General features: G+C 72.8%; 20 protein-coding genes. 15 read left to right on the forward strand and 5 right to left on the reverse strand.

Features of this window, described 5'->3' with window-relative positions; translation table 11 throughout:
* Complete coding sequence (locus L1857_RS11465; protein ID WP_094007743.1) at positions 1-1,167, reverse strand: acyl-CoA dehydrogenase family protein; 1,167 nt, start codon at positions 1,165-1,167, stop codon at positions 1-3.
* The gene (locus L1857_RS11470; protein WP_116112950.1) at positions 1,164-2,384 is read right to left on the reverse strand and encodes an amidase; all 1,221 of its coding nucleotides are present in this window, start codon (positions 2,382-2,384) and stop codon (positions 1,164-1,166) included. Before L1857_RS11470 ends, L1857_RS11465 begins: the two co-directional genes overlap by 4 nt.
* A gap of 72 nt (positions 2,385-2,456) precedes the next feature.
* Here L1857_RS11470 and L1857_RS11475 point away from each other — a divergent pair, with 72 nt between their 5' ends.
* Positions 2,457-2,732 (forward strand): DUF2277 domain-containing protein, encoded by a 276-nt coding sequence (locus L1857_RS11475; protein ID WP_094007741.1) that lies wholly within the window; start codon positions 2,457-2,459, stop codon positions 2,730-2,732.
* Here the strand turns inward: L1857_RS11475 and L1857_RS11480 are convergent.
* A complete protein-coding gene (locus L1857_RS11480) occupies positions 2,720-3,316 on the reverse strand; it encodes a class I SAM-dependent methyltransferase (protein WP_116112947.1) in 597 nt (198 codons plus the stop codon). The two genes, L1857_RS11475 and L1857_RS11480, sit on opposite strands and share 13 nt — an antisense overlap.
* A 76-nt stretch (positions 3,317-3,392) precedes the next feature.
* Between L1857_RS11480 and folC the strand changes: the two genes are divergently transcribed.
* The 9 genes from folC (at position 3,393) to L1857_RS11525 (ending at position 11,958) form a co-directional block, all read left to right on the forward strand.
* Positions 3,393-4,862: a bifunctional tetrahydrofolate synthase/dihydrofolate synthase gene (gene folC, locus L1857_RS11485; protein WP_094007739.1), complete on the forward strand. Its 1,470-nt coding sequence runs from the start codon at positions 3,393-3,395 to the stop codon at positions 4,860-4,862.
* Positions 4,859-5,251 (forward strand): DUF4233 domain-containing protein, encoded by a 393-nt coding sequence (locus L1857_RS11490; protein ID WP_094007738.1) that lies wholly within the window; start codon positions 4,859-4,861, stop codon positions 5,249-5,251. The genes folC and L1857_RS11490 overlap by 4 nt, the downstream gene beginning before the upstream one ends.
* A gap of 114 nt (positions 5,252-5,365) precedes the next feature.
* Entirely contained in the window at positions 5,366-5,731 is a 366-nt protein-coding gene (locus L1857_RS11495; protein WP_116112943.1) for a DUF4260 family protein, read from the forward strand.
* Between the two features lie 61 nt (positions 5,732-5,792).
* A complete protein-coding gene (locus L1857_RS11500) occupies positions 5,793-7,334 on the forward strand; it encodes an alkaline phosphatase D family protein (RefSeq protein WP_249465032.1) in 1,542 nt (513 codons plus the stop codon).
* Between the two features lie 54 nt (positions 7,335-7,388).
* Positions 7,389-7,799 carry a nucleoside-diphosphate kinase gene (ndk, locus tag L1857_RS11505; RefSeq protein WP_094007735.1) on the forward strand — a complete coding sequence of 137 codons (411 nt, stop codon included), beginning with the start codon at positions 7,389-7,391 and terminating at the stop codon, positions 7,797-7,799.
* A gap of 68 nt (positions 7,800-7,867) precedes the next feature.
* On the forward strand, positions 7,868-8,623 hold the full coding sequence (locus tag L1857_RS11510) for an IclR family transcriptional regulator (protein WP_116112937.1): 756 nt from the start codon (positions 7,868-7,870) through the stop codon (positions 8,621-8,623).
* Between the two features lie 57 nt (positions 8,624-8,680).
* Positions 8,681-9,592 carry an ABC transporter ATP-binding protein gene (locus tag L1857_RS11515; RefSeq protein WP_116113018.1) on the forward strand — a complete coding sequence of 304 codons (912 nt, stop codon included), beginning with the start codon at positions 8,681-8,683 and terminating at the stop codon, positions 9,590-9,592.
* Positions 9,592-10,395: an ABC transporter permease gene (locus L1857_RS11520; RefSeq protein WP_249465035.1), complete on the forward strand. Its 804-nt coding sequence runs from the start codon at positions 9,592-9,594 to the stop codon at positions 10,393-10,395. The genes L1857_RS11515 and L1857_RS11520 overlap by 1 nt, the downstream gene beginning before the upstream one ends.
* Before the next feature lie 735 nt (positions 10,396-11,130).
* Positions 11,131-11,958 carry an ABC transporter permease gene (locus L1857_RS11525; protein ID WP_094007731.1) on the forward strand — a complete coding sequence of 276 codons (828 nt, stop codon included), beginning with the start codon at positions 11,131-11,133 and terminating at the stop codon, positions 11,956-11,958.
* On the opposite strand, the gene L1857_RS11530 is transcribed toward L1857_RS11525, so the two are convergent.
* The gene (locus L1857_RS11530; RefSeq protein WP_116114611.1) at positions 11,936-13,255 is read right to left on the reverse strand and encodes a S8 family peptidase; all 1,320 of its coding nucleotides are present in this window, start codon (positions 13,253-13,255) and stop codon (positions 11,936-11,938) included. The two genes, L1857_RS11525 and L1857_RS11530, sit on opposite strands and share 23 nt — an antisense overlap.
* Positions 13,256-13,780: 525 nt before the next feature.
* Between L1857_RS11530 and L1857_RS11535 the strand changes: the two genes are divergently transcribed.
* From L1857_RS11535 to proB, 5 genes are all read left to right on the forward strand, one after another.
* Positions 13,781-17,218 carry an Rne/Rng family ribonuclease gene (locus L1857_RS11535; protein WP_249465044.1) on the forward strand — a complete coding sequence of 1,146 codons (3,438 nt, stop codon included), beginning with the start codon at positions 13,781-13,783 and terminating at the stop codon, positions 17,216-17,218.
* A 155-nt stretch (positions 17,219-17,373) separates the two neighbouring features.
* Positions 17,374-17,688, forward strand: coding sequence for a 50S ribosomal protein L21 (gene rplU / locus L1857_RS11540; RefSeq protein ID WP_094007728.1), 315 nt, complete (start codon positions 17,374-17,376; stop codon positions 17,686-17,688).
* A 15-nt stretch (positions 17,689-17,703) separates the two neighbouring features.
* Positions 17,704-17,961 (forward strand): 50S ribosomal protein L27, encoded by a 258-nt coding sequence (gene rpmA, locus L1857_RS11545; RefSeq protein WP_094007727.1) that lies wholly within the window; start codon positions 17,704-17,706, stop codon positions 17,959-17,961.
* A gap of 119 nt (positions 17,962-18,080) precedes the next feature.
* Complete coding sequence (gene obgE, locus L1857_RS11550) at positions 18,081-19,538, forward strand: GTPase ObgE (protein WP_094007726.1); 1,458 nt, start codon at positions 18,081-18,083, stop codon at positions 19,536-19,538.
* Complete coding sequence (gene proB, locus L1857_RS11555) at positions 19,535-20,644, forward strand: glutamate 5-kinase (RefSeq protein WP_249465048.1); 1,110 nt, start codon at positions 19,535-19,537, stop codon at positions 20,642-20,644. The genes obgE and proB overlap by 4 nt, the downstream gene beginning before the upstream one ends.
* Here proB and L1857_RS11560 read toward each other — a convergent pair.
* Positions 20,641-21,930, reverse strand: a complete 1,290-nt coding sequence (locus L1857_RS11560) for an MFS transporter (protein WP_116114605.1) — start codon at positions 21,928-21,930, stop codon at positions 20,641-20,643. The genes proB and L1857_RS11560 overlap by 4 nt on opposite strands.
* Positions 21,931-22,641 lie beyond the last annotated feature (711 nt).

Here is a 22,641-nt window from a genome sequence, read left to right on the forward strand (position 1 = left end):
TCAGCGGTAGGCGCTCTGCCCGGTCAGCAGCTGCCCCAGCACCAGCGTGTGGATCTCCTCGGTGCCCTCGTAGGTCAGCACGCTCTCCAGGTTGTTGGCGTGCCGCAGCACCGGGTACTCCAGGCTGATCCCGTTCGCCGCCAGGATCGTGCGCGCCGTGCGGGCGATGTCGATCGCGGTGCGCACGTTGTTCAGCTTGCCGAAGCTGACCAGCTCGGGCGGCAGCTCACCGGCGTCCTTGCGGCGGCCCAGGTGCACCGCGAGCAGCATGGCCTTGTTCAGCTCCAGCGCCATCCCGACGAGCTTCTGCTGCGTCAGCTGGAAACCACCGATCGGGCGGCCGAACTGCTCCCGCGTCGCCGCGTAGTCGAGCGCGCTCTCGTAGCAGGTCCGGGCCGCGCCGAGGGCGCCGAACAGGATGCCGAACCGCGCCTCGGACAGGCACGACAGCGGGCCCTTCAGCCCGGTCACGCCGGGCAGGACCGCGTCGCCGGGCAGGCGCAGGTCGTCGAACGACAGCTCCGCCGTCGCCGACATCCGCAGCGACAGCTTGTGCTTGATCTCCCGCGCGGTGAACCCCGGCGTGTCCGTCGGCACGACGAATCCACGCACACCCTCGTCCGTGCGCGCCCACACCACCGCGACGTCGGCGAGGGTGCCGTTGGTGATCCACATCTTGGAGCCGTTGAGGATCCAGTCCCCGCCGTCGCGCTTGGCGAACGTGCGCATGTCGCCCGGATCGGACCCGCGGTCGGGCTCGGTCAGGCCGAAGCAGCCGATCGCCTCGCCGCGCGCCATCGACGGCAGCCAGCGGTCCTTCTGCTCGTCCGAGCCGTACTTCCAGATCGGGAACATCGCCAGCGAACCCTGCACGGACACGAAACTGCGCAGCCCGCTGTCACCGGCCTCCAGCTCCAGGCACGCCAGGCCGTAGGCGGTGGCGCTGGTGCCCGCGCAGCCGTAGCCGGTCAGGTGCATGCCGAGCAGGCCCATCTCGCCGAGCTGCCCCACCAGGTGCTTCGGGAACGTCGCGTCCTCGAACCACTGGCCGGCGTGGTCGGCGACCTCCTTGCGGACGAAGGTCCGCACCGTGTCCGCGATCTCGCGCTCCTCCTCGTTCAGCAGATCGCGGATGCCGAGCAGGTCACGGGGGTCGGGCTTCGTCATGAGCACGTTCTTCCTGTGCGGGCCCGGGCCAGGGCACGGGCGGGTGGACCGGCTTCGATCGCTCCGCCGAGCAGGCAGAGCAGGGCCTCCTGCCGCCGCGGTCCGACGAGCTGGGCGCCGACCGGGAGACCGGCAGCGGTCAGCCCCGCGGGGACCGTCAGCGCGGGATGCCCGCTCACGGAGGCTAGTGCGGTCAGCCGGTAGTAGGCGTTCTCGAGTGACTCTCCTCGCCCGCCGAGTTCGACCACGTCGGTGTCGGCCGGGGCGGCGGTGACCGGCAGGGTCGGCATCAGCAGGGCGTCCACCTCGGTGAACGCGGCATCCACCTCGGCGGCGATCTCGGCGGCGCGGGCGCGGGCGGCGTCGTAGTCGTCCCGGCTCACCTCGGTGCCCGCCTTGAGCTGCCCGATCGCGCGCCCGCGCAGCCCGGACGGGTCGTCCTGGTACGCCCGCCACCACAGCTGGGCGGACTCGTAGAGCATCGTGGTGAACCCGGCCGTGCGCGCGTGCCGGTGGCCCAGCGGCAGCTCGACCGGCACGAGCACCGCGCCCGCCGCACGCAGCGTGTCCGCGGCCGACTCGACGACCCGCAGCACCTCGGGGTCGATCTTGGTGCCCCACAGGTGCTCCGGCCACCCCAGGCGCAGCCCCTCGACGGTGTCCGGCGCGGGCTCGGCGGTACCGGCCAGGATCCGGTGGACCCGCAGGCAGTCCGCCGCGGTGCACGCGATCGGGCCGACGGTGTCCATGGACGGCACCAGTGCGGTGACTCCGCGCATGGGTACGGTGCCGTGCGTCGGCCGCAGCCCGGCGACCCCGCAGAGCGCGGCCGGGATGCGGATCGAGCCGCCGGTGTCGGTGCCCAGCGCGGCGGGCACGTCCCCGGCGGCGACCGCGACCGCCGAGCCGCCGCTGGACCCGCCCGCGTCCCGGTCCGGGGCCCACGGGTTGCGGCAGCCGGGCGTGCGGACCGACCACGCGAGTTCCGGCACCGTGGTCCGGGCGACCGGGACGTATCCGGCGGCGCGCAGCCGGGCGACCGGCTCGGCGTCCTCGGTCGCGGCGTGGTGCCCCAGACCGGGGGTGCCGTTGCGCGTCGTCTGGCCGGCCACGTCCAGGAAGTCCTTGACGGCGAAGGGGATTCCGGTCTCCGGAAGGGGAAAGCGCTCGACGTAGGCGCCGAAGTCGGTCGACAGCGCGTACACCTCCTCGTGCACGGGGAACTTTCCCGAGAGCTTGCCCGATCAGTGTGACCCCGTCGAGGGCGCGGCGCGCGTAGTCTCGGCCACATGTGCCGAAACATCACCGTGCTCCGCGGGCTGGAGCCGTCGGCGACGGCGGAGGAGATCGAGGCCGCCGCGCGCCAGTACGTGCGCAAGGTGAGCGGGGTGCAGACCCTGTCCGACGCCACGCGCGAACCGTTCGAACGGGCCGTCGCGGAGATCGCCGAGATCACCACGCGGCTGCTCGGCGAGCTGCCCGCGCGCCGCCAGCCCCCGGCGACGGTGCCCCCGCTGCGGCGGCCCGAGGTGCGCGCCCGGATCGCCGCGCGTCAGGCGCGGTAGACCAGCAGGTAGCGGAAGAACAGCAGCGGCCGCACGCTCGATCCGGGCAGCAGCCGCGCCGAGTCGTGCCGCACCTGCGTCATCGTCGTGTCCCAGGCGCGCACCGGCGCCGTCGCGACTGGGTCCGGGCCGCCGTTGAGCCGGTCGCCGGCCGCGACGACCAGCCGGGCCGCCAGGTTGACCGGCGGCGCGAGCAGGCCCCACTTCACCCAGTCGGCGACCGAACGCGGCTTGGCCAGGCCGAGCACCGCCAGCACCCCGCCCGGGTTCAGCGCCGCGCGCAGCTTCGTCACGGTCTCGAACGGCACGTGGTGCAGCGACGCCAGGCACGAGACGAAGTCGTAGCGCCCCAGCTCCGCCGTCGTGACGTCCGCGTGCCGGTAGGTGATCGTCTCCGGTCCCAGCGCCCGCGCCACCGCGATCATCTCGCCGGACGGGTCGATGCCCTCCACCGACAGACCAGCCGCGGCGAGCCTGCGGGCGAAGCGCCCGGCGCCGCAGCCCACGTCGAGCGCCGTGCGCGCCCCGGCGGGGACGTGCCGCAGCAGCAACCGGTGGTAGGCGTGGTTGTGGTCGAACGGCATGCAGCCCAACCTGCCAGGACCCGCGAAAGTAGACTCGGCGGGGTAGTCAACCCCCCGGCCGGAGTAGGGAGAACGCGTGACATCGGGCGAGGACGAGGAGTACCCGGTGGAGCTGTCCAGCGGGGGCAACTTCGTGGCCGGGCCCCTGCCCGACGACCCGGCCGAGATCGACCCGGTCGACCTCGAGGAGATCGAGCGCCAGGCCCGCCGCGAGCTGCTTCGGGTCGAGGCCGAGCTGAACCAGCGCTGGCCGGAGACGAAGATCGAGCCGTCGCTCGACCGCATCGCCGCGCTGATGACCGTGCTGGGCGACCCGCAGAAGACCTACCCCGTCATCCACGTCGCCGGCACCAACGGCAAGGGCTCGGTCACCCGCATGATCGACGCGCTGCTGTCCCGCCTCGGGCTGCGCGTCGGCCGCTACACCAGCCCGCACCTGCAGCTGGTCACCGAGCGCATCGCGGTCGACGGCGCCCCGATCGCCGCGTCCAAGTACGTCGACATCTACCGCGACATCCAGCCCTACATCGGCATGGTGGACAGCGCGGGCGGCCCGAAGATGAGCAAGTTCGAGGTGCTCACCGGCATGGCGTTCGCCGCGTTCGCCGACGCCCCGGTCGAGGTCGCGGTCATCGAGACCGGTATGGGCGGCACCTGGGACGCCACCAACGTCGCCGACGGCCAGGTCGCCGTCATCACCCCGATCGGTCTCGACCACACCGACTACCTCGGCGACAGCCTCGGCGAGATCGCGGGGGAGAAGGCCGGGATCATCAAGCCGGGCAGCGTCGCGATCCTCGCCGAGCAGGACCCCGAGGCGCAGCGCGTGCTGCTGGAGCGCACCGTCGAGGTGGACGCCACCGTCGCCCGCGCGGGCAGCGAGTTCGGCGTGCTGCGGCGTGAGATCGGGGTCGGCGGGCAGATGCTGAGCCTGCAGGGCCTCGGCGGGGTCTACGACGAGATCTTCCTGCCCCTGCACGGCGCCCACCAGGCGAACAACGCGCTGCTGGCGCTGGCCGCGGTCGAGGCGTTCTTCGGCGCGGGCAAGGACCGCCGGCTCGACCTCGACGCCGTGCGCGAGGGGTTCGCGGCGGTGCAGAACCCGGGTCGGCTGGAGCCCGTCCGCGCCGCGCCGACGGTGCTGCTCGACGCGGCCCACAACCCGCACGGCGCGCGGGCGCTGGCCGCCGCCATCGAGGAGGAGTTCGCGTTCCGCAAGCTCACCGCGGTGATCGGCGTGCTCGAGGACAAGGACGTGCGCGGGGTGCTGGAGGCGCTCGAACCGGTGGTCTCCGACGTGGTGATCACCAAGAACAGCTCGCCGCGCGCGATGCCGCTGGACGAGCTGAACGAGCTGGCCCTGGCGGTGTTCGGGGACGACCGGGTGGTCGCCGAGCCCAGCCTGGACGCGGCGGTGGAGACCGCGGTGGCGCTGGTCGAGGAGAGCGACGGCGGCGAACCGCTGGCCGGCGGCGGGGTGCTGATCACGGGTTCCGTCGTCACCGTCGGGGACGCGCGGACGTTGTTCGGGAAGGAGCCCGCGTGAGCGAGGAGAACACGGTCCGGCCCCCGGCGAAGGACCCGATGAAGTCGTTCCGCGGCGTGATGGCGGGGACCCTGATCTGCGAGGCCATCACGGTCGGTCTCGCGGTTCCGGTGATCGCCAACCTGGGCGGCGGCGTGGGCACCCTGGCCGGCTGGGGCGTCATCGTGATCGCCGTGCTGCACGTGCTGCTGTGCGGCGTGCTCAAGCGACGCTGGGCGGTGCCGGCCATCCTGGTCCTGCAGGTCGCGCTGGTGGCGTACTTCGTGGACACGGTGGCGATCGGCATCATCGGCCTGCTGTTCCTGGCGTTCTGGCTGTGGGCGCTGTGGCTGCGCAACGACGTGGCGCGCCGCATGGCCGAAGGCCGTCTGCCCAGCCAGCAGCAGTAGCGGCGATCCGAACCGAGAGCACCGCTCTTGACAAGAGTGCTCAGCGGGACCATGCTATGTCTTCATGAGAGCACTGCTCTCGAAATAGACAACTGATCTCGGAGGAGTGTTCTCATGAAGCGCATCGCCTGGGCCGTCGCCGGTGTCTTCCTGCTCGGGTTCGCCGTGTTCGAGGCCGTCCAGCACGGGGGCTGGACGGTCGGCGCCCTGCTGCTCGGGCTGATCGGGCCGGACCTGACGTTCCTGGTCGGCATCGGCGCCGAACCGGTCGAGCGCGGTGTGCTGCCGCGACGGGTCGTGCCGTTCTACAACGCGGCGCACTACTGGGCGGGGCCCGCCGTCCTGCTCGTGGTCTTCAGCTTCGTCACGAACCCCGCCGCCTGCACGCTCGGACTGGCCTGGCTGGCGCACATCGCCGTGGACCGCGTGTTCGGCTACGGTCTGCGCACGGCCGATGGCCGTCAGCGCGCCACCGCGTGAGTTCACCGTGCGGACAGCCGGAGTTGGTTCGTCGGCCCCCGAGCCCGCATAGAACTCCGGCATGACCGAACAGACTCGCCGCTCCGCCCTCAGAACCGGACTCGTCGGCGCCGGTGTCCTCGCCGCCGGGGTCCTGGGCAGCCCCTTCGCCAGCGCCGCCCTCGTCCGCAGGGACCGCCCGGTGCTGACCCACGGCATCCAGTCCGGCGACGTGACCCCGCACTCGGCACTGGTCTGGACCCGCGCCGACCGGCCGTCCCGCATGATCGTCGAGGTCTCACGCGACCCGTCCTTCCGGCACGCCCGGACCCTCCGCGGCCCGCTGCTGACCCCGGACACCGGCGGCACCGGCAAGCTGCGGATCTCCTCGCTCCCGCCAGGCACCGAGCTGCACTACCGGGTCACCGCCGAATCGCTCGACGGCCGCGTGAGCAGTGAGCCGTTGACCGGCACCGTCAAGACCGCGCCCGTGGGCCGCAACGACGTGCGGCTGACGTGGTCGGGCGACGTGGCCGGCCAGGGCTGGGGCATCAACCCCGACATCGGCGGCATGACCGCCTACTCCGCGATGCTCGCCCGCAGGCCGGACCTGTTCCTGCACAGCGGCGACACGGTCTACGCCGACGGCCCGCTCACCGAGACGGTGACGCTCCCCGACGGCCGGGTGTGGCGCAACCTCGTCACCCCGGAGAAGACGAAGGTCGCCGAGACGCTCGACGAGTACCGCGGGCAGTTCGCCTACAACATGCTCGACGAGAACGTGCGCGCGTTCACCGCCGCCGTCCCCAGCTACGTCCAGTGGGACGACCACGAGGTGACCAACAACTGGTACCCGGGCGAGATCCTGGACTCCCCGCAGTACACCGAAAAGCGCGTCGACGTGCTGGCCGCGCGGGCGTTCCAGGCCTTCCACGAGTGGCAACCGATCGACCCGAAGCGCGCCGTGGACGGCCGCGTGTACCGCAGCTTCACCTACGGTTCTCGCCTCGAGGTGTTCGTGCTGGACATGCGGACCTACAAGGACGCCAACACGTCGGATCCGCGCCGGCCCGGGCAGGTCCTCGGCGAGAAGCAGGCGAAGTGGCTCGTCGACGGCCTGTCCCGCAGCCGCGCGACCTGGAAGATCGTGCAGGCCGACCTGCCGATCGGGCTCGCCGTGCCGGACGGATCCACCGGCATCGAGGGCGTGGCGAACAACCTGCCCGGCGCGCCCGCCGGCCGCGAGAGCGAGATCGCGTGGGTGCTGCGCGAGCTGGCGAGGCGGAAGGTGCGCAACACCGTGTGGCTCACCGCGGACGTGCACTACACGGCGGCGCACCACTATTCGCCGGACCGGGCCGCGGTGCAGGATTTCGACCCGTTCTGGGAATTCGTTTCCGGCCCGCTGCACGCCGGCGCGTTCGGCCCGAACAGCCTCGACCCGACGTTCGGCCCGCAGGCCGTTTTCGTGCACGCCCCGCCGGCCGCGAACACCTCGCCGATGGCCGGTTTCCAGCATTTCGGCGAAATCAACATCGACGGCGGCTCCGGCGAACTGCGAGTCGATCTCCGCGACGGCACGGGCGCCTCGCTGTGGTCGACCACCCTGGAACCGCGGCGCTGACCAGGCCAGTAGGCTTCGGGCAATCCGTGCACGCAATAAAGGAGAAACACAGTCGTGAGTGAACGCACGCTGGTTCTGGTCAAGCCCGACGGCGTACAGCGCGGCCTCGTCGGCGAGGTCATCTCGCGCATCGAGCGCAAGGGGCTGAAGCTGGCCGCGCTGGAACTGCGCACCGTCGAGCGTTCGGTCGCCGAGGAGCACTACGCCGAGCACAAGGACAAGCCGTTCTTCGGTGAGCTGCTGGAGTTCATCACCTCCGGCCCGGTCGTGGCCATCGCCGTCGAGGGCGTGCGCGCCATCGCGGCCTTCCGCCAGCTGGCCGGCGGCACCGACCCGGTCGAGAAGGCCACCCCCGGCACCCTGCGCGGGGACTACGGCCTGGAGACCCAGTTCAACCTGGTGCACGGCTCGGACTCGCCCGAGTCGGCCGAGCGCGAGCTGAAGCTCTGGTTCCCCGACCTGTGAGTGACGGCGGGGGCTTCCGGTGGGGTTGATCCTTACCGGAAGCCCCTCCCGGGAATTACCATCCAGGGATGTCCGCCACTGAAGGCGATGTCCCGAAGTCGGTGCTGGCGCGCGGCCTGATGCTGCTGGACGCGTTCGAATCCGCCGACGCCGAGCTCTCCCTGGCCGAGCTGTCCGCCCGCACGGGCCTGCCGAAGGCCACCGCGCACCGGCTGGTCGCCGAGCTCGTCCGCTGGGGCGGGCTGGAACGCGGCGGCGCCGGCTACCGGCTGAGCTTGAAGCTGTTCGAACTCGGCCAGCGCGTGCCGCGGCGCCGTGAACTGCGCGAAGCGGCCTTGCCGTACCTGCAGGACCTGTACGAGGCCACGCACGAGAACATCCACCTCGCGGTGCCGGACGGCGGGCACACGCTGTTCCTGGAGAAGGTCACCGGCCACCGCTCGACGCCCATCGGATCGCGCGTCGGCAGCCGGATGCCGGTGCACTGCACCGCGACCGGCAAGGTGTTCCTCGCCCTCGGACCGCCGGAGTACTTCCGGCGCGTGACCGCGGCCGGACTGGCGCGCAAGACCCCGCGCACGATCGTCGCCCCGGGACTGCTGCGCCGCGACCTGGACCGCGCCGTGGCGCGCGGGTACGGGGTCAACCACGAGGAAGCCGAGGTCGGGGTCGCCGCGGTGGCCGCCCCGGTGTACGACCGGCGGCGACGGCTGATCGCCGCCGTGTCGATCACCGGCAGCGCCGAGCGCCTCGACGTGGAGCGGCTGGCGCCCGCGGTGCGCACCGCCGCGTCCGCGCTCACGCGGGAGCTGGCCGGAGCGTAAAGCGATCGAAAACTGTCGGTGGTCGGCTCTAGTCTGCGTGGTGTGGACGAACCGAGCATGGTGCAGGCCAAGGCGCTGGTGAAGCGCTTCGGCGACTTCGAGGCGGTGCGGGGGATCGACGTCGAGGTCCGGCGCGGGGAGGCGTTCGGCTTCCTCGGGCCCAACGGTGCCGGCAAGTCCTCGACGATGCGGATGATCGCGTCGGTGTCGCCGCGGTCCGACGGGGATCTGACGGTCCTCGGTATGGACCCGAACGTCGAGGGTCCGCGCATCCGCGCCCGGCTCGGGGTGGTGCCGCAGCAGGACAACCTCGACAACGAGCTGACCGTGCGGCAGAACCTGCAGGTGTACGGCCGCTACTTCGGGTTGTCCCGGGCGCAGGTGCGGCGCAAGGCGGTCGAGCTGATGGACTTCGCGCAGCTGTCCGACCGGGCCGAGGACGAGGTGGAGCCGCTGTCCGGCGGCATGAAGCGGCGGCTGACCATCGCCCGCGCGCTGGTCAACGACCCGGAGCTGCTGCTGCTCGACGAGCCGACCACCGGCCTCGACCCGCAGGCGCGGCACCTGTTGTGGGACAGGCTGTTCCGGCTCAAGGCGCAGGGCGTCACGCTCATCATCACCACGCACTACATGGACGAGGCCGAGCAGCTGTGCGACCGGCTCGTGGTCATGGACGGCGGGCGGATCGTCGCCGAGGGGTCGCCGGCCGAGTTGATCCTGCGCTACTCCACGCGGGAGGTGGTGGAGCTGCGGTTCGCGCCGGGGGAGGAGGTGCCCGCGGATCGGGTGGCGGACCTGGCCGACCGGGTCGAGGTGCTGCCCGATCGGCTGCTGCTCTACACCGCGGCCGGGGAGTCCGCGCTGGAGCAGGTGCACCAGCGGGGCGTGCGGCCGCTGTCGTCGCTGGTGCGGCGGAGCTCGCTGGAGGACGTGTTCCTGCGCCTGACCGGACGGACGCTGGTGGACTGATGAGCGTTGCGTCGACGGGCCGGGTGGTGCCGGCGTGGCAGGGCGCGTGGTTGCGCGTCGAGGGGTACTGGGCGTGGTACCGCCGGTACTGGAAGTCCAATGTGTACTCGACCGGCCTGCAGCCGCTGCTGTTCCTGCTCGCGATGGGTCTCGGCTTCGGATCGCAGGTGCAGGCGGGCCCGGCCACCGGTGGACTGTCCTATGTGCACTACATCGCGCCCGCTCTGCTGGTGTCGGCGGCGTTGCAGAACGCGGTGGGGGAGTCGACGTACCCGGTGCTGTCGGGGTTCAAGTGGCAGAAGGACTACCTGGCCGTCACGGCGACGCCGGTCACGCCGGGGCAGGTGCTGGGCGGGCACCTGATCTGGGTGACGCTGCGGCTGCTGCTGGCCAGCGCGGTGTACGCGGTGATCGCGGTGCCGTTCGGGGCGTGGCTGAACGCTGGAGCGGTGCTGGTGGTGCTGGTCGGCGCGGTCACCGGGCTGGCGTGCGCCGCCCCGGTGACGGCCCTGGCGGCGACGACCTACGACGAGGGCGTCCGGTTCAACGCCGTGTTCCGGTTCGTGGTGATGCCGATGACGCTGTTCGCGGGCACGTTCTTCCCGATCGAGCAGATCCCGGTGGCGCTGCGCTGGCTGGCGTGGATCTCCCCGCTGTGGCACGGAAACGAACTGGCCCGCGGCGCGACACTGGGCGGCCTGGAGTGGCTGCCCGCGCTCGGGCACCTGGCGTTCCTGGCGGCACTGTTCACCACCGGAGCCCTCCTGGCCCGCCACTACTTCTACCGGCGCCTGGTGGTCTGACCATGCCCCACGACGCGCACCACACCCCGCCGACCCACGACCGGCCGCCGATGGCGACCCACCGCTGCCCGCCGATGGCGGCCCGCTGTTTCTCGCGCGCCAGCGCGCCAGCGCCCCGTTCGCCGGTGGTGCCGATGGCAGCCCGCCGCTCCTCGCGGCCGAGGCTGCCGGCCCACGACCGGCCGCCGATGGTGGCCCGCCGCTGCCCGCCGATGGCGGTCCGCTGTTTCTCGGGCGCCAGCGCGCCAGCGCCCGGTTCGCCGGTGGTGCCGATGGCGGCCTGCCGCTCCTCGCGGCCGAGGCTGCCGGCCCACGACCGGCCGCCGATGGTGGCCCGCTGTTTCTGGTGCGCCAGGCCGCTGGCTCACCACGGGCCGCCGCTGGTGGCGCACTGTTTGTCGCGCGCGAGCGCGACAGCATGCCGCCTGCCGTTGGTGCCGGTGGCGGTCCGGTGTTTTTCGCGCGCCGCCGAGTCGGGCAACCGCCGCCCGCCGCTGGCGGCCCGCTACTTCTCACGCCCCACCCGCGACCGCCCGCCGGTCCTGCCGCCGCGCGGCAGCGCCCTACCGTCGTCCGGCTCTCGTGGGTGCGATCCCGCCCGGACGGTGCCGTCCCGCTTGCGGCCGGGAGCCACATCCGGCCCCCATCCCCGGAAGCCCGTGCTCCCGATGGCCACCTCGCTCACGGCCCCTCCCGGACCCCCAGCCACCCCGCCACAACCCCGCGAGAGCCCCGATGACCACCCTGCCCCGAACCGACCGCCGCGGGCTCCTGCTCCGCGTCCTGCCTCCCGGCCTCTACGCCGGCCGCGCCAGCAAGCTCGTCGAGCGCTCGGTCCTCGCCTACTCGCGCATGTGGCTGGTCTTCGCCTCCGGCGTGCTCGAGCCGCTGCTCTACCTCGTCGCCTTCCAGATCGGCTTCGGCAGGCTCGTCGGCGACGCCATCGGCCCGGACGGGCAGCCGATGAGCTACGTCGCGTTCGTCGCGCCCGCCCTGCTGGCCTCGTCCGCCATGAACGGCGCCATCTTCGACAGCACGTTCAACGTGTTCTTCAAGTTCCGCTACGCCAAGACCTACGACGCGATGCTGGCCACCCCGATCGGCCCGCTGGACATCGCGATCGGCGAGATCTCCTGGGCCGTCCTGCGCGGCGGCCTCTACTCGGTCGCGTTCTTCGCCGTGATGGCCGCGATGGGCCTGGTCACCTCACCGTGGGCGCTGCTGCTGATCCCGGTCGCCCTGCTGATCGCGTTCGCCTTCGCCGCGATCGGCATGGCCTGCGCGACCTTCCTCCGCTCGACGTCCCAGTTCGACTACATCCAGCTGGCCGTCGTCCCGATGTTCCTGTTCTCCACCACGTTCTACCCGCTGTCGGTCTACCCCGGCGCGCTGCAGGTCCTCGTCCAGTGCTCGCCGCTCTACCACGGCATCCAGCTGATGCGTGAACTCGCCGTCGGCGCCCTGCACCCGGGCATGATCGGCCACATCGCCTACCTGGTGGCGCTGGCGGTCCTCGGCGTCTGGGGCGCGGCCCGCCGCCTCAGCGGGCTGCTCCTGCGCTGACCCGCACCAGCCCGTGCCCGTAGAACCCGTTGTAGCCGGTGTACCCGGCGCAGAACGCGTCCTGCCGTCCGTCCCCGGTGAGGTCGTAGTCCGCGGGGCACGGCACCGGTCGCGCGCGTTCCTCCAGCGCCCGCCGCAGCTGCCGGGCCGTCGCCCCGGGCCGCTCGGCCGCGAGCACCGCCGCCGCACCGGCCACGTGCGGGGCCGCCATCGACGTGCCGCACAGTTCGCCGTACCCGCCGGGCGTCGTGGACAGCACGCACGAGCCGCCGTCGCCGCCCGGCGCGGTCAGGTCGACCACCCCGAGCCCGTACGAGCTGTACCGGGCCTTCACCTCGTCCCGCCCCACCGCGGACACGGTCACCACGTCCCGCACCGCCGCCGGGAGCGCGTCACATCCGCCCGCCCGGGACGCCGGCGTCAATTCCACCGCGTCGTTGGTCGCGGCGGCCACGTTCAGCGTGCCCCGCGAGGCCGAGTACACCACCGCCCGGCCGATCGCCTCGCGCACCACCTCGCGCGCCGGCGACCAGCTGCACGACGGCCCCCACGTGTTGATCGCGAAGCTGCTGTTGGTGACCGCCATCCGGTGCTCGGCCGCCCACATCAGCCCGCACACGACGGCCTCCGGCGTCACCAGCCCGCGGTCGTCGATCACCTTCACCGACGCCACCCGCGTCCCGGGCGCGACCCCGGTGGTGCCCCGGCCGTCGTCGGCCGCGGCGATGATCCCGGCGACGTGCGTGCCGTGCCCCGACGTCGTGGCCCGCCACGCCCGCTCGGCCGGGTCGGCGACACCGCCCACGCAGCCCGCCGACTCGTCCCGGTCCACCGCGGCCGCGAGATCGGGGTGGTCCGGGTCGATCCCCGAGTCCAGCACACCGACCACGACGTCCGGGCTGCCGGCGCCGGGACCGCCCACCGCGGCCAAGTTCCACTGCTCACCGGAGCGGTCGGCGGCAGGCACGTCCGACGGCGCGGTCGCCCGCAGCCCGGGCCGCGGAGACCGCTGCCCGGTCCGCCGCTCGTCCCGCGCGCTGTAGACCCGGCCCGGCCCCATCCGCTGCGCGAAGCCCGGGTCGCCGGAGGTGGCGACGCCCACACCGATCTGCGGGTAGTAGCCGGTCAGCTCCCCGCACGCGGCGCCCACCTGGTCCCGGGCCGCAGCCGACGGCGTGTCCCGGTCGAAGACGACCAGGTAGCGCTCGTCCCGCCCGCTGTCCGCGCACGCCTGCTCCGGCTCCGCCGCCGCGATCCGGACCGGCGTCAGCGCCAGGACGGCGCACGCGGCCGCCACCAGTGATCGTCCGAAGCCGGGCAACGGGGACCTCCAACAGGGCGAACAGCGGCCGGAAGCCGTCGGCGTCCAGCCGCACGCTAAGCCACCCCGCGCGGCGCCGACAAGCGCGACGCGCAAGTTCGCCCGGCCGTGGTCACGCGCCTGTTGGCACCGAGTACGCCGCACCGGACGCACCGTGTGGGATACTCGGCTTGGCTGCTTCCGCCGACACGCCCGCGACCTGCGGTCCGTTCCGGGGGTTGCGGTCCGGAGACAGGCTGGAAGAGCGCCAGGTCGTCGCCGCCAGGAACCACCTGGGTGGCTCGACGAGCGGCAGGGCGGGCGGGAACCGCCGGCTCGGACGGCCCGTCACCGAGCGGACCTGCCATCGGCGGGTGCCGGACCCCGGCACCGTCGGGGCGAGACGAGGCACAGGATTCCCGCCGGCGGTGACCACCCCGGCGGACCAGACAGGAAGGGCCCCTGTGCGGCCGCGTCCGCCAGCCCAAGCGGCTGGGACGCGCCCGGGGGCGGAGGAGATGTATGTCGAACGCGGACACACCCGCCGAGAACACCGGCGGGAACACCGCCCTACCCGCAACCGGCCCGCTGGGCGAGTTGCCGCCCCGCGTCCGGGTGCACGCCCTGGCGAAGCTGCTCGGCTCCAACAGCCGGGTCGTGCTGGCGAAGCTCTCCGAGCTGGGTGAGACGGCGCGCAGCGCCCAGTCGAGCGTGCCGCGGGAGGTCGCGGTGAAGGTCGCCGAGGCGCTCGCCCCGGCCGACGAGCAGGCCGTCGAGGAGGCGGCTGCCCCCGAGGCGGTCGCTCCCGCCGAGGATGCCGCGCCCGCGCCGGACGCCGTCCCGGAGAGCACGCCCGAGCCGGTCGTCCAGACGCCGGCCACCCCCGAGCCCGCCACCCAGGCGACGCCGGAACCCGAGCCGGAGACCGCACCGGCCGCCGCCGCGCCCGAGCCCGTCGCCGAGCCCGCGCGGCAGCCGAAGCGCCCGCCGCACATGCCGGTCTTCGCGGCCCCGTCACCGGTGTTCCTGCCGCCGGAGGCCGGTGCCGTCGAGGAGCTCGCGCCCAAGGCCGAGCCGGTCGCCGAGGACAAGCCGGACGAGGACGCCGACGAGGGCGAGGACGGCGCGGGCCGCCGTCGCCGCCGCCGGGGCCGCCGCGGCCGCGGCCGGGGCAAGGGCGGCGACGAGAACGCCACCGAGACCACCGAGGCCGACGAGACCGACGATTCCAGGCCGGCCGAGGAGGCCGCCAAGGCCGAGGACGAGGACACCGCCGACGAAGCCGAGCCGTCCGAGGACACCGACGAGACCGAGGGCTCGAGCCGTCGCCGCCGTCGCCGTCGCCGCCGGAAGGGCTCGGACGGCGACGCCGAGGCCACCACCGACGACCCGCCGAACACCGTCGTCCACGTCCGCGAGACCAAGGCCGAGGACAAGGACCGCAACGGCAGCAGCTCCGACGGCGTGCGCAGCGTCCGCGGCTCGACCCGCCTGGAGGCCAAGCGCCAGCGCCGCCGGGACGGCCGCGAGGCGGGCCGCCGCCGCGCGCCGATCCTGTCCGAGGCCGAGTTCCTGGCCCGCCGTGAGTCGGTCGAGCGGACGATGGTCGTCGCCGAGCGCGGCGAGCACACCCAGATCGGCGTGCTCGAGGACAGTGTCCTGGTCGAGCACTTCGTGACCTCGCAGGGCAGCGGATCGATCGTCGGCAACGTCTACCTGGGCCGCGTGCAGAACGTGCTGCCGTCGATGGAGGCCGCGTTCGTCGACATCGGCCGCGGCCGCAACGCCGTGCTCTACGCCGGCGAGGTCGACTGGGACGCCGCCGGCCTGGAGGGCAAGTCCCGCAAGATCGAGCAGGCCCTGTCCACCGGCGACAACGTGCTGGTGCAGGTCACCAAGGACCCGGTCGGGCACAAGGGCGCCCGGCTGACCACGCAGATCTCGCTGCCCGGCCGCTTCCTGGTCTACATGCCCTCGGGCGGCGCCACGGGCATCTCGCGCAAGCTGCCGGAGAACGAGCGGCGGCGGCTCAAGGACATCCTCAAGCGGATCGTCCCCGAGGACGCCGGTGTGATCATCCGCACCGCGTCGGAGGGCATCAGCGAGGAGGAGCTGGAGCGCGACGTCCGGCGGCTGAAGGCGCAGTGGGAGGTCGTCAAGGAGAAGGCCGACGCGGCGTCCTCCGGCAAGAAGTCGGCTGCTCCGGTGATGCTGTACGAGGAGCCGGACCTGCTGGTCAAGGTGGTCCGCGACCTGTTCACCGAGGACTTCGTCTCGCTCGAGGTCCAGGGCGACACGGCGTGGGAGACCATCCGCGCCTACGTCGAGCACGTCGCGCCGGACCTCACCCCGCGGCTCAAGCGCTACGTCGGCACCGGTGACGTGCTGGCCGAGCACCGCATCGACGAGCAGCTCACCAAGGCGCTGGACCGCAAGGTGTGGCTGCCCTCGGGTGGTTACCTGGTCATCGACCGCACCGAGGCGATGACGGTGATCGACGTCAACACCGGCAAGTTCACCGGTTCGGGTGGCAACCTGGAGGAGACGGTCACCCGCAACAACCTGGAGTCGGCCGAGGAGATCGTGCGCCAGCTGCGGCTGCGCGACATCGGCGGCATCATCGTGATCGACTTCATCGACATGGTGCTGGAGTCCAACCGCGAGCTGGTGCTCAAGCGGCTGACCGAGTGCCTCGGCCGGGACCGCACCCGTCACCAGGTCGCCGAGGTCACCTCGCTGGGCCTGGTGCAGATGACCCGGAAGAAGATCGGCACCGGCCTGCTCGAGGCGTTCTCCACGACGTGTGAGCACTGCAAGGGCCGCGGGGTCATCGTCTCGACCGAGCCGGTCAAGTCGGGCAACGGCGGCAACGGCGGCGGTCACCAGCACGGTGGCGGCGGTGGTGGTTCGCGCCGGTCGCGCGGCCGGGCCAAGACCGAGGAGCCGCAGGCGGAGAAGACCCCCGAGCCGTCGCCGGTGCAGCGGGAGAGCACGATCTCGGCCGTCGAGGCGATGGCCAAGGCCGCGAAGATCGCCTCCACGAAGACCGAGGGCGGCGAGAAGGCGGACACCGCCGAGCAGAACGGCGCGGCTCCGGCCACCGAGGAGACCGCCGTCCCGGAGAAGGCCGCCGGCGGCCGTTCCGGGCGCAGGTCCGGAGCGAGGGCCCGCCGCGAAGCCGAACCGGCCCAGCCCGAGGAAGCATCCGAGGCCGGGTCGCAGGCGCAGCCTGCGGCGGGCGAGCCCGCCGGGCAGGCACAGGCGGCGGGCCAGACCGAGCAGTCGGCCGCGGCTCAAGCCCGGCACGAGGGGGCGGGGCAGGCCCGCTCCGAGGCACGGCCTGAGCCGGACGCGGTGACCGAGCCGCAGGCTCGGCCCGAGACCGCACGTCAGGCCGAGCCACAGGCACAGCCCGCGGCAGCGGGCGAACCGGCTGGGCAGGCACAGTCCGCGGCGGGACAGCCCGCCGCTGAGGCCCGGCCCGAGGCCGCACCGCAGGCGCAGCCCAGGGCGGAGGGCCAGTCCGAGCGGCTGGCCCCGGCTCAGGCCGGGACCCAGCCGCAGCCCGCGGCGGGTCAGCCCGCCGCGGAGGCCGGTTCCGAGGGCGCGCCGCAGGCGCAGGCCGGGGCGGGCACCCAGCAGCCCGAGGAGTCGCAGCCCGGTCAGCCGCCCGCCGCGGAGCAGGCGAAGCCCGCCCGCACCTCCCGGACCCGCCGCGTCGCCCGCAGGCCCGCGGCGCCCCCGGAGCCCGTCCAGGCCGCCACCGAGCCGTCGCAGCCCGTCACGGTCCCGGCCGGCCCCGTGGAGACCCCCGCGGCCACCACCGGTCAGGATGACGCCACCGATGCGTCTCCGGAGGTCAGCGTGCCCACGCCGGCCACCCGGACCGCGAGCCGGCGCCCGCGCCGTGCGGCGTCCCGCCCGGCCGGCCCGCCGGTGCACGCGTCGGACCAGAGCTGATCCACCTTCGTGAGCCCCGGTGTCAACCGGCACCGGGGCGTCACGTAACCTGTAAGACGGCCCGTCCCCGGACGGGCTATGGCGCGATCACCGGACCGCACACAGCGGGACGTGGCGCAAGCCCTCACCCATTGTCGAGTTAGCAGGAGACTTCCGTGTCGGCGTACGCGATCGTCAAGACCGGCGGCAAGCAGTACAAGGTGGCCGTCGGCGACGTCGTCGAGGTCGAGAAGCTCGAGGGCAAGCCGGGCACCGAGCACTCTTTCCCCGCCGTGCTGTACGTCGACGGCAGCGATGTCACGGCGGATGCCGAAGCACTCGCGAAGATCTCGGTCACCGGCAAGGTCGTCGAGCAGACCAAGGGTCCCAAGATCCGCATCCACAAGTTCAAGAACAAGACCGGGTACCACAAGCGGCAGGGTCACCGTCAGCAGCTGACCCGCGTCGAGGTCACCGGAATCACGAAGTAAGGAGCTGCAGGAGCCATGGCACACAAGAAGGGTGCGTCCAGCTCCCGCAACGGGCGCGACTCCAACCCCCAGTACCTCGGCGTCAAGCGCTACGGTGGTCAGCTCGTGAACGCCGGTGAGATCCTGGTCCGCCAGCGCGGCACCAAGTTCCACCCCGGCCTGAACGTGGGCCGTGGCGGCGACGACACGCTGTTCGCCCTCTCGGCGGGCACCGTGGAGTTCGGCTCGAAGCGTGGCCGCAAGACGGTCAACATCGTCCCGGCCGAGGCCTGAGGGTCCGGCTAGACAACCCAGCACCTTCAGCGAGGGGCGGGCCCGGAACAGATCCGGTCCCGCCCCTTGTTGCTGAAGATGGCTGATATCCCTCCGAAGAAACGAGAAGAGGCTTCACGATGGCGTCCCGGTTCGTTGACCGCGCGGTGATCCACGTCGCCGCGGGCGACGGCGGGCACGGCTGTGCCTCGATCCACCGCGAGAAGTTCAAGCCGCTCGGCGGCCCCGACGGGGGCAACGGCGGCAACGGCGGCGACGTCCGGCTCGTCGTCGACCCGAACGTGCACACGCTGCTCGACTTCCACTTCCACCCGCACGCGAAGGCCACCAACGGCCGCCAGGGGCAGGGCAGCCACCGCGCCGGCGCGGCCGGCGAGACCCTGGAACTCAAGGTGCCCGACGGCACGGTCGTGATGTCCGAGGACGGCGAGGTCCTGGCGGACCTGGTCGGCCCGGGCACCACGTTCGTCGCCGCCCAGGGCGGGCGCGGCGGCCTCGGCAACGCGGCGCTGGCGTCCAAGGCCCGCAAGGCGCCCGGCTTCGCCCTCCTCGGCGAGCCCGGTGAGCAGCGCAGCCTCGTGCTGGAGCTGCGCTCGGTCGCCGACGCGGGCCTGCTCGGCTTCCCGTCCGCGGGCAAGTCGTCGCTGATCTCGGTGTTGTCCGCGGCCAAGCCGAAGATCGCCGACTACCCGTTCACCACGCTGGTGCCGAACCTCGGCGTGGTCAACGCGGGCGACACCGTGTTCACGATGGCCGACGTGCCGGGCCTGATCCCGGGTGCCAGCGAGGGCAAGGGCCTCGGCCTGGACTTCCTCCGCCACATCGAGCGCTGCGCCGTGCTGGTGCACGTCGTCGACTGCGCAACCTACGACCCGGGCCGCGATCCGGTGTCCGACGTGGACGCCCTCGAGGCCGAGCTGGCGCGCTACACCCCGGCGCTGGGCGGCGACCTGGACTCCCGCCCGCGGGTCGTGGTGCTGAACAAGATCGACGTGCCCGACGCCGCCGAGCTGGCCGAGATGGTGCGCCCCGAGTTCGAGGCGCGCGGCCTGCCGGTGTTCGAGGTCTCCACGGTGACCCGCCAGGGTCTGCGCGAGCTGACCTTCGCGCTGGCCAGGGAGGTCGAGAAGTACCGGGCCGCGCAGCCGGCGGCGGAGCCGACGCGGATCGTGCTGCGGCCGGTGGCGGTCGACGACTCCGGCTTCAGCATCGAGGAGGACCCCGAGGAGGCGGGCGGCTTCATCGTGCGGGGCGCGCGTCCCGAGCGGTGGATCCGGCAGACCGACTTCGGCAACGACGAGGCCGTGGGCTACCTCGCCGACCGGCTCAACCGGCTGGGCGTCGAGGACGCGCTGGCCAAGCGCGGCGCCGAGCCGGGCTGCCCGGTGACGATCGGCGACATCACCTTCGAGTGGGAGCCGTCCACGCCGGGCGTGGCGGCGCACATGACCGGTCGGGGCACCGACGTGCGGCTGGAGCAGAACAACCGCGTGTCGGCGGCCGAGCGCAAGGAAGCCCGGCGCATCCGGCGCGACGGGCCGGACCAGCCCGAGGACGAGGACGCGACAGCACGATGAGCGTGGCCCGCAAAGCCGTCGCGGCGGCGGAACGGCTGGTCGTCAAGGTCGGTTCGTCGGCGCTGACCACCGCAGGCGACGGGCTCGACGTGACGCGGCTGAACGCGCTGGTCGACGCCATCGCGGCGCGGATCGCGCAGGGCAGCCAGATCGTGCTGGTGTCCTCCGGCGCGATCGGGGCCGGGCTGGCGCCGCTCGCGCTCGGCAACCGGCCGCGGGACCTCGCCACCCAGCAGGCCGCAGCGAGCGTCGGCCAGCTGCAGCTCGCGCACGCCTACGCCGAATCGTTCGGCCGGTACGCGCTGACCGTGGGCCAGGTGCTGCTCACCTCCGACGACGTGGTGCGGCGCGCGCACTACCGCAACGCTCAGCGGACGTTTTCCCGCCTGCTGGCGCTGGGTGCGGTGCCGGTGGTCAACGAGAACGACACGGTGGCCACCGAGGAGATCAAGTTCGGCGACAACGACCGGCTGGCCGCGCTGGTGGCGCACCTGATCGGCGCCGACGCGCTGGTCCTGTTGTCCGATGTGGACGGTCTGTACGACGGGGACCCGCGGTCCGGCTCGACGCGGCGCATCGCCGAGGTCGCCGGGCCCGCGGATCTGGAGGGCATCGCGGTCGGCATGTCCAGCTCGGGCCTGGGCACCGGCGGGATGGTGTCCAAGCTGGCGGCGGCGCGCACGGCCGCGTCGGCGGGTATTCCGGTGCTGCTGGCCGCGGCGTCCGACGCAGCCCTGGCGCTGTCCACGGCCGAGGTCGGCACCGCGTTCCGGGCCGCTGACAGCCGGTTGTCCGCGCGCCGGTTCTGGCTCGGTTACGCGGCCGGGACCCGCGGGCGCCTGCACCTCGACGACGGCGCGGTGGCCGCGGTCGTGCGGCGCCGCCGGTCACTGCTGGCCGCGGGGATCACCGGGGTGGACGGTGACTTCGAGGCGGGCGACGTGGTGGAGCTGGTCGACCCGGCGCAGCGCGTGGTGGCCCGTGGCGTGGTGGCGTTCGACGCGGGGGAGCTGCCCGAGCTGATCGGCCGGTCCAGCCACGAGCTGCCGGAGGAGCAGCGCCGCGAGGTCGTGCACGCCGACGATCTGGTGCCGTTCCGCCGTTAGCGCAGTTCCGAGCCCTTCGTTTCGGGCAGGGTGAGCAGCACCAGGAACGCGATCACCGCGCCGGCCGCGACGTACCAGAAGAACACGATCGGTGCGCCGGCGGCGGAGAGCGCGCTGATGACCAGGGGAGCGGTGCCGCCGAACACGGCGACCGTGAGGTTGTACCAGGCGCCGATGCCCAGGCCGCGCAGCTCGGTGGGGAACAGCTCGCTCATGATCGCCGGCGCGACGCTGGACAGGGCCGCGTAGAGCCCGAGGCCGACGCAGAAGACGATGAGCAGGTTGGCCAGGCCGGGTTTGACCAGTGTGGACAGCGGCACGATGAGGATCGCGGTGGCGGCGGACCAGACGAACAGCTGGGGTTTGCGCCCGATGCGGTCGGAGAGCGCGCCGAAGGGGTACTGGAGCGCGACGAACAGCGCGGTGGCGATGGACAGGGCGAGGAAGACGTCGACGTCGTTGACGTGGCGGGTCTTGACCGCGAACGGCGTGAGGGCGCTGAAGAACGTGTAGTAGCACAGCGTCGAGAGCATGCTGATGCCGACGAGCTGGCCGACGGCCTTCGGGTGTTCGCGCAGGGTGGTGAGCAGGGGGCGGCGGACGCGCTGGGCGCGGCCCTTGTTCTGCTCGAACTGTTCGGTCTCGGACAGGCTGCGGCGCAGCCAGAGGCCGACGATGCCGAGGACGCCGCCGAGCAGGAACGGGATGCGCCAGCCCCAGGAGCTCATGTCGGCCTTGTCCATGGTGCGGGCGAGGACGAACCCGAGCACCGAGGCGAGCAGCACCGCGGAGCCGGTGGAGATGTAGAAGAAGGACGAGTAGCGGCCGCGCCACTTCGGCGGCGCGATCTCGCCGAGGTAGGCGGAGGCGTTGGAGACTTCGCCGCCGAGGGAGAGCCCCTGCGCGATGCGGGCGAGGAGCAGCAGGATCGGGGCCAGCCAGCCGACCTGCTGGAACGTCGGCAGGATCGCGATGACGATGGAGCCGCCCGCCATGAGCGTGATGGTGAGGATCATGGCCGGCTTACGGCCGCGGACGTCGGCGAACCGGCCGAGCAGCAGCCCGCCGAGGGGCCGGAAGAAGAAGGCGAGCGCGTAGGTGGCGAAGGTGTTGATCTGGGCGAGCAGGTCGTTGCCGGCCGGGAAGAACGCGGTGGCGAAGTAGATGCTGAACGTCGCGTAGATCGTCCAGTCGAACCACTCCAGCGCGTTGCCGACGCTGGCCGCGAACAACTTCCGGACGGGCAGCCGGTGCCGGACTTGCGTGCCCACCTTCGACTCAACCACCGCATACCTCCACATTCACCCGATGGGGTGGGACAATGCCACACCTCGGCCCAGACCGAAAGATTCCTTTCCGCCCGGAAGGGGCTGAGCTGCACTTTCCTGTGGGGACGCCCGGAAGTGACACCCACGCGGCGGACGCACCACACCCTGGCGGCGACGCCCACCCCCCACCGCCCGGTGTCCGGTCATCACAGGCGCCCGGATGACTGCGCCGACCCGGCGGGGCGCGGGAGACGCCGATATGGCGGGGGCGCCGGCAGCCTGACGCAGATGGCCTCAACCGCTCCCCACCTGGCGCGACTGGCGTCCACACGGTGCCCGCCGGGGGCTGGCCTTCACACGGTGGCCGACTGGCACCGGTGGCGTTGGCACGGTGGCCGGCTGGCGTTCGCACGGTGCCCCGCTGACGCCGCTGGCCTTCACGCGGTGGCTGGCTGGCACCGGTGGCGTTCGCACGGTGTCCGGCTGAAGCGTCTGGCGTTCGCATGGCGCCTGGCTGACGCCGGTGGCGTGCGCACGGTACCTAGCTGGTGCGCGTGGCCCTGACACGGTGCCCGGCTGGCGTGGCTGGGCGCCGCGCGGTCCGGCGGGTGCCCATGGCCTTTATGCGGTGCCCGGCTGGCGCGGGTGGCTTCACGCGGTGTCCGGCCGGTGCGGGTAGCCATCACAGGCTGCCCGACTGGCGCGGGTGACCACGACACAGTGCCTGGC

The organism is Amycolatopsis thermalba (assembly GCF_023376025.1).
In the GTDB taxonomy this organism is placed as follows: Bacteria; Actinomycetota; Actinomycetes; order Mycobacteriales; family Pseudonocardiaceae; genus Amycolatopsis_E; species Amycolatopsis_E thermalba.

Bases quoted from the DNA above. Each gene is read 5' to 3' on its own strand.
- obgE (WP_094007726.1), top strand. From the start codon at position 18,081: ATGGCGTCCCGGTTCGTTGACCGCGCGGTGATCCACGTCGCCGCGGGC.
- proB (WP_249465048.1), top strand. From the start codon at position 19,535: ATGAGCGTGGCCCGCAAAGCCGTCGCGGCGGCGGAACGGCTGGTCGTC.
- L1857_RS11500 (WP_249465032.1), top strand. From the start codon at position 5,793: ATGACCGAACAGACTCGCCGCTCCGCCCTCAGAACCGGACTCGTCGGC.
- rpmA (WP_094007727.1), top strand. From the start codon at position 17,704: ATGGCACACAAGAAGGGTGCGTCCAGCTCCCGCAACGGGCGCGACTCC.
- L1857_RS11535 (WP_249465044.1), top strand. From the start codon at position 13,781: ATGTCGAACGCGGACACACCCGCCGAGAACACCGGCGGGAACACCGCC.
- L1857_RS11465 (WP_094007743.1), bottom strand. From the start codon at position 1,167: ATGACGAAGCCCGACCCCCGTGACCTGCTCGGCATCCGCGATCTGCTG.
- L1857_RS11515 (WP_116113018.1), top strand. From the start codon at position 8,681: ATGGTGCAGGCCAAGGCGCTGGTGAAGCGCTTCGGCGACTTCGAGGCG.
- L1857_RS11525 (WP_094007731.1), top strand. From the start codon at position 11,131: ATGACCACCCTGCCCCGAACCGACCGCCGCGGGCTCCTGCTCCGCGTC.
- L1857_RS11510 (WP_116112937.1), top strand. From the start codon at position 7,868: ATGTCCGCCACTGAAGGCGATGTCCCGAAGTCGGTGCTGGCGCGCGGC.
- L1857_RS11475 (WP_094007741.1), top strand. From the start codon at position 2,457: ATGTGCCGAAACATCACCGTGCTCCGCGGGCTGGAGCCGTCGGCGACG.
- L1857_RS11480 (WP_116112947.1), bottom strand. From the start codon at position 3,316: ATGCCGTTCGACCACAACCACGCCTACCACCGGTTGCTGCTGCGGCAC.
- L1857_RS11495 (WP_116112943.1), top strand. From the start codon at position 5,366: ATGAAGCGCATCGCCTGGGCCGTCGCCGGTGTCTTCCTGCTCGGGTTC.
- L1857_RS11520 (WP_249465035.1), top strand. From the start codon at position 9,592: ATGAGCGTTGCGTCGACGGGCCGGGTGGTGCCGGCGTGGCAGGGCGCG.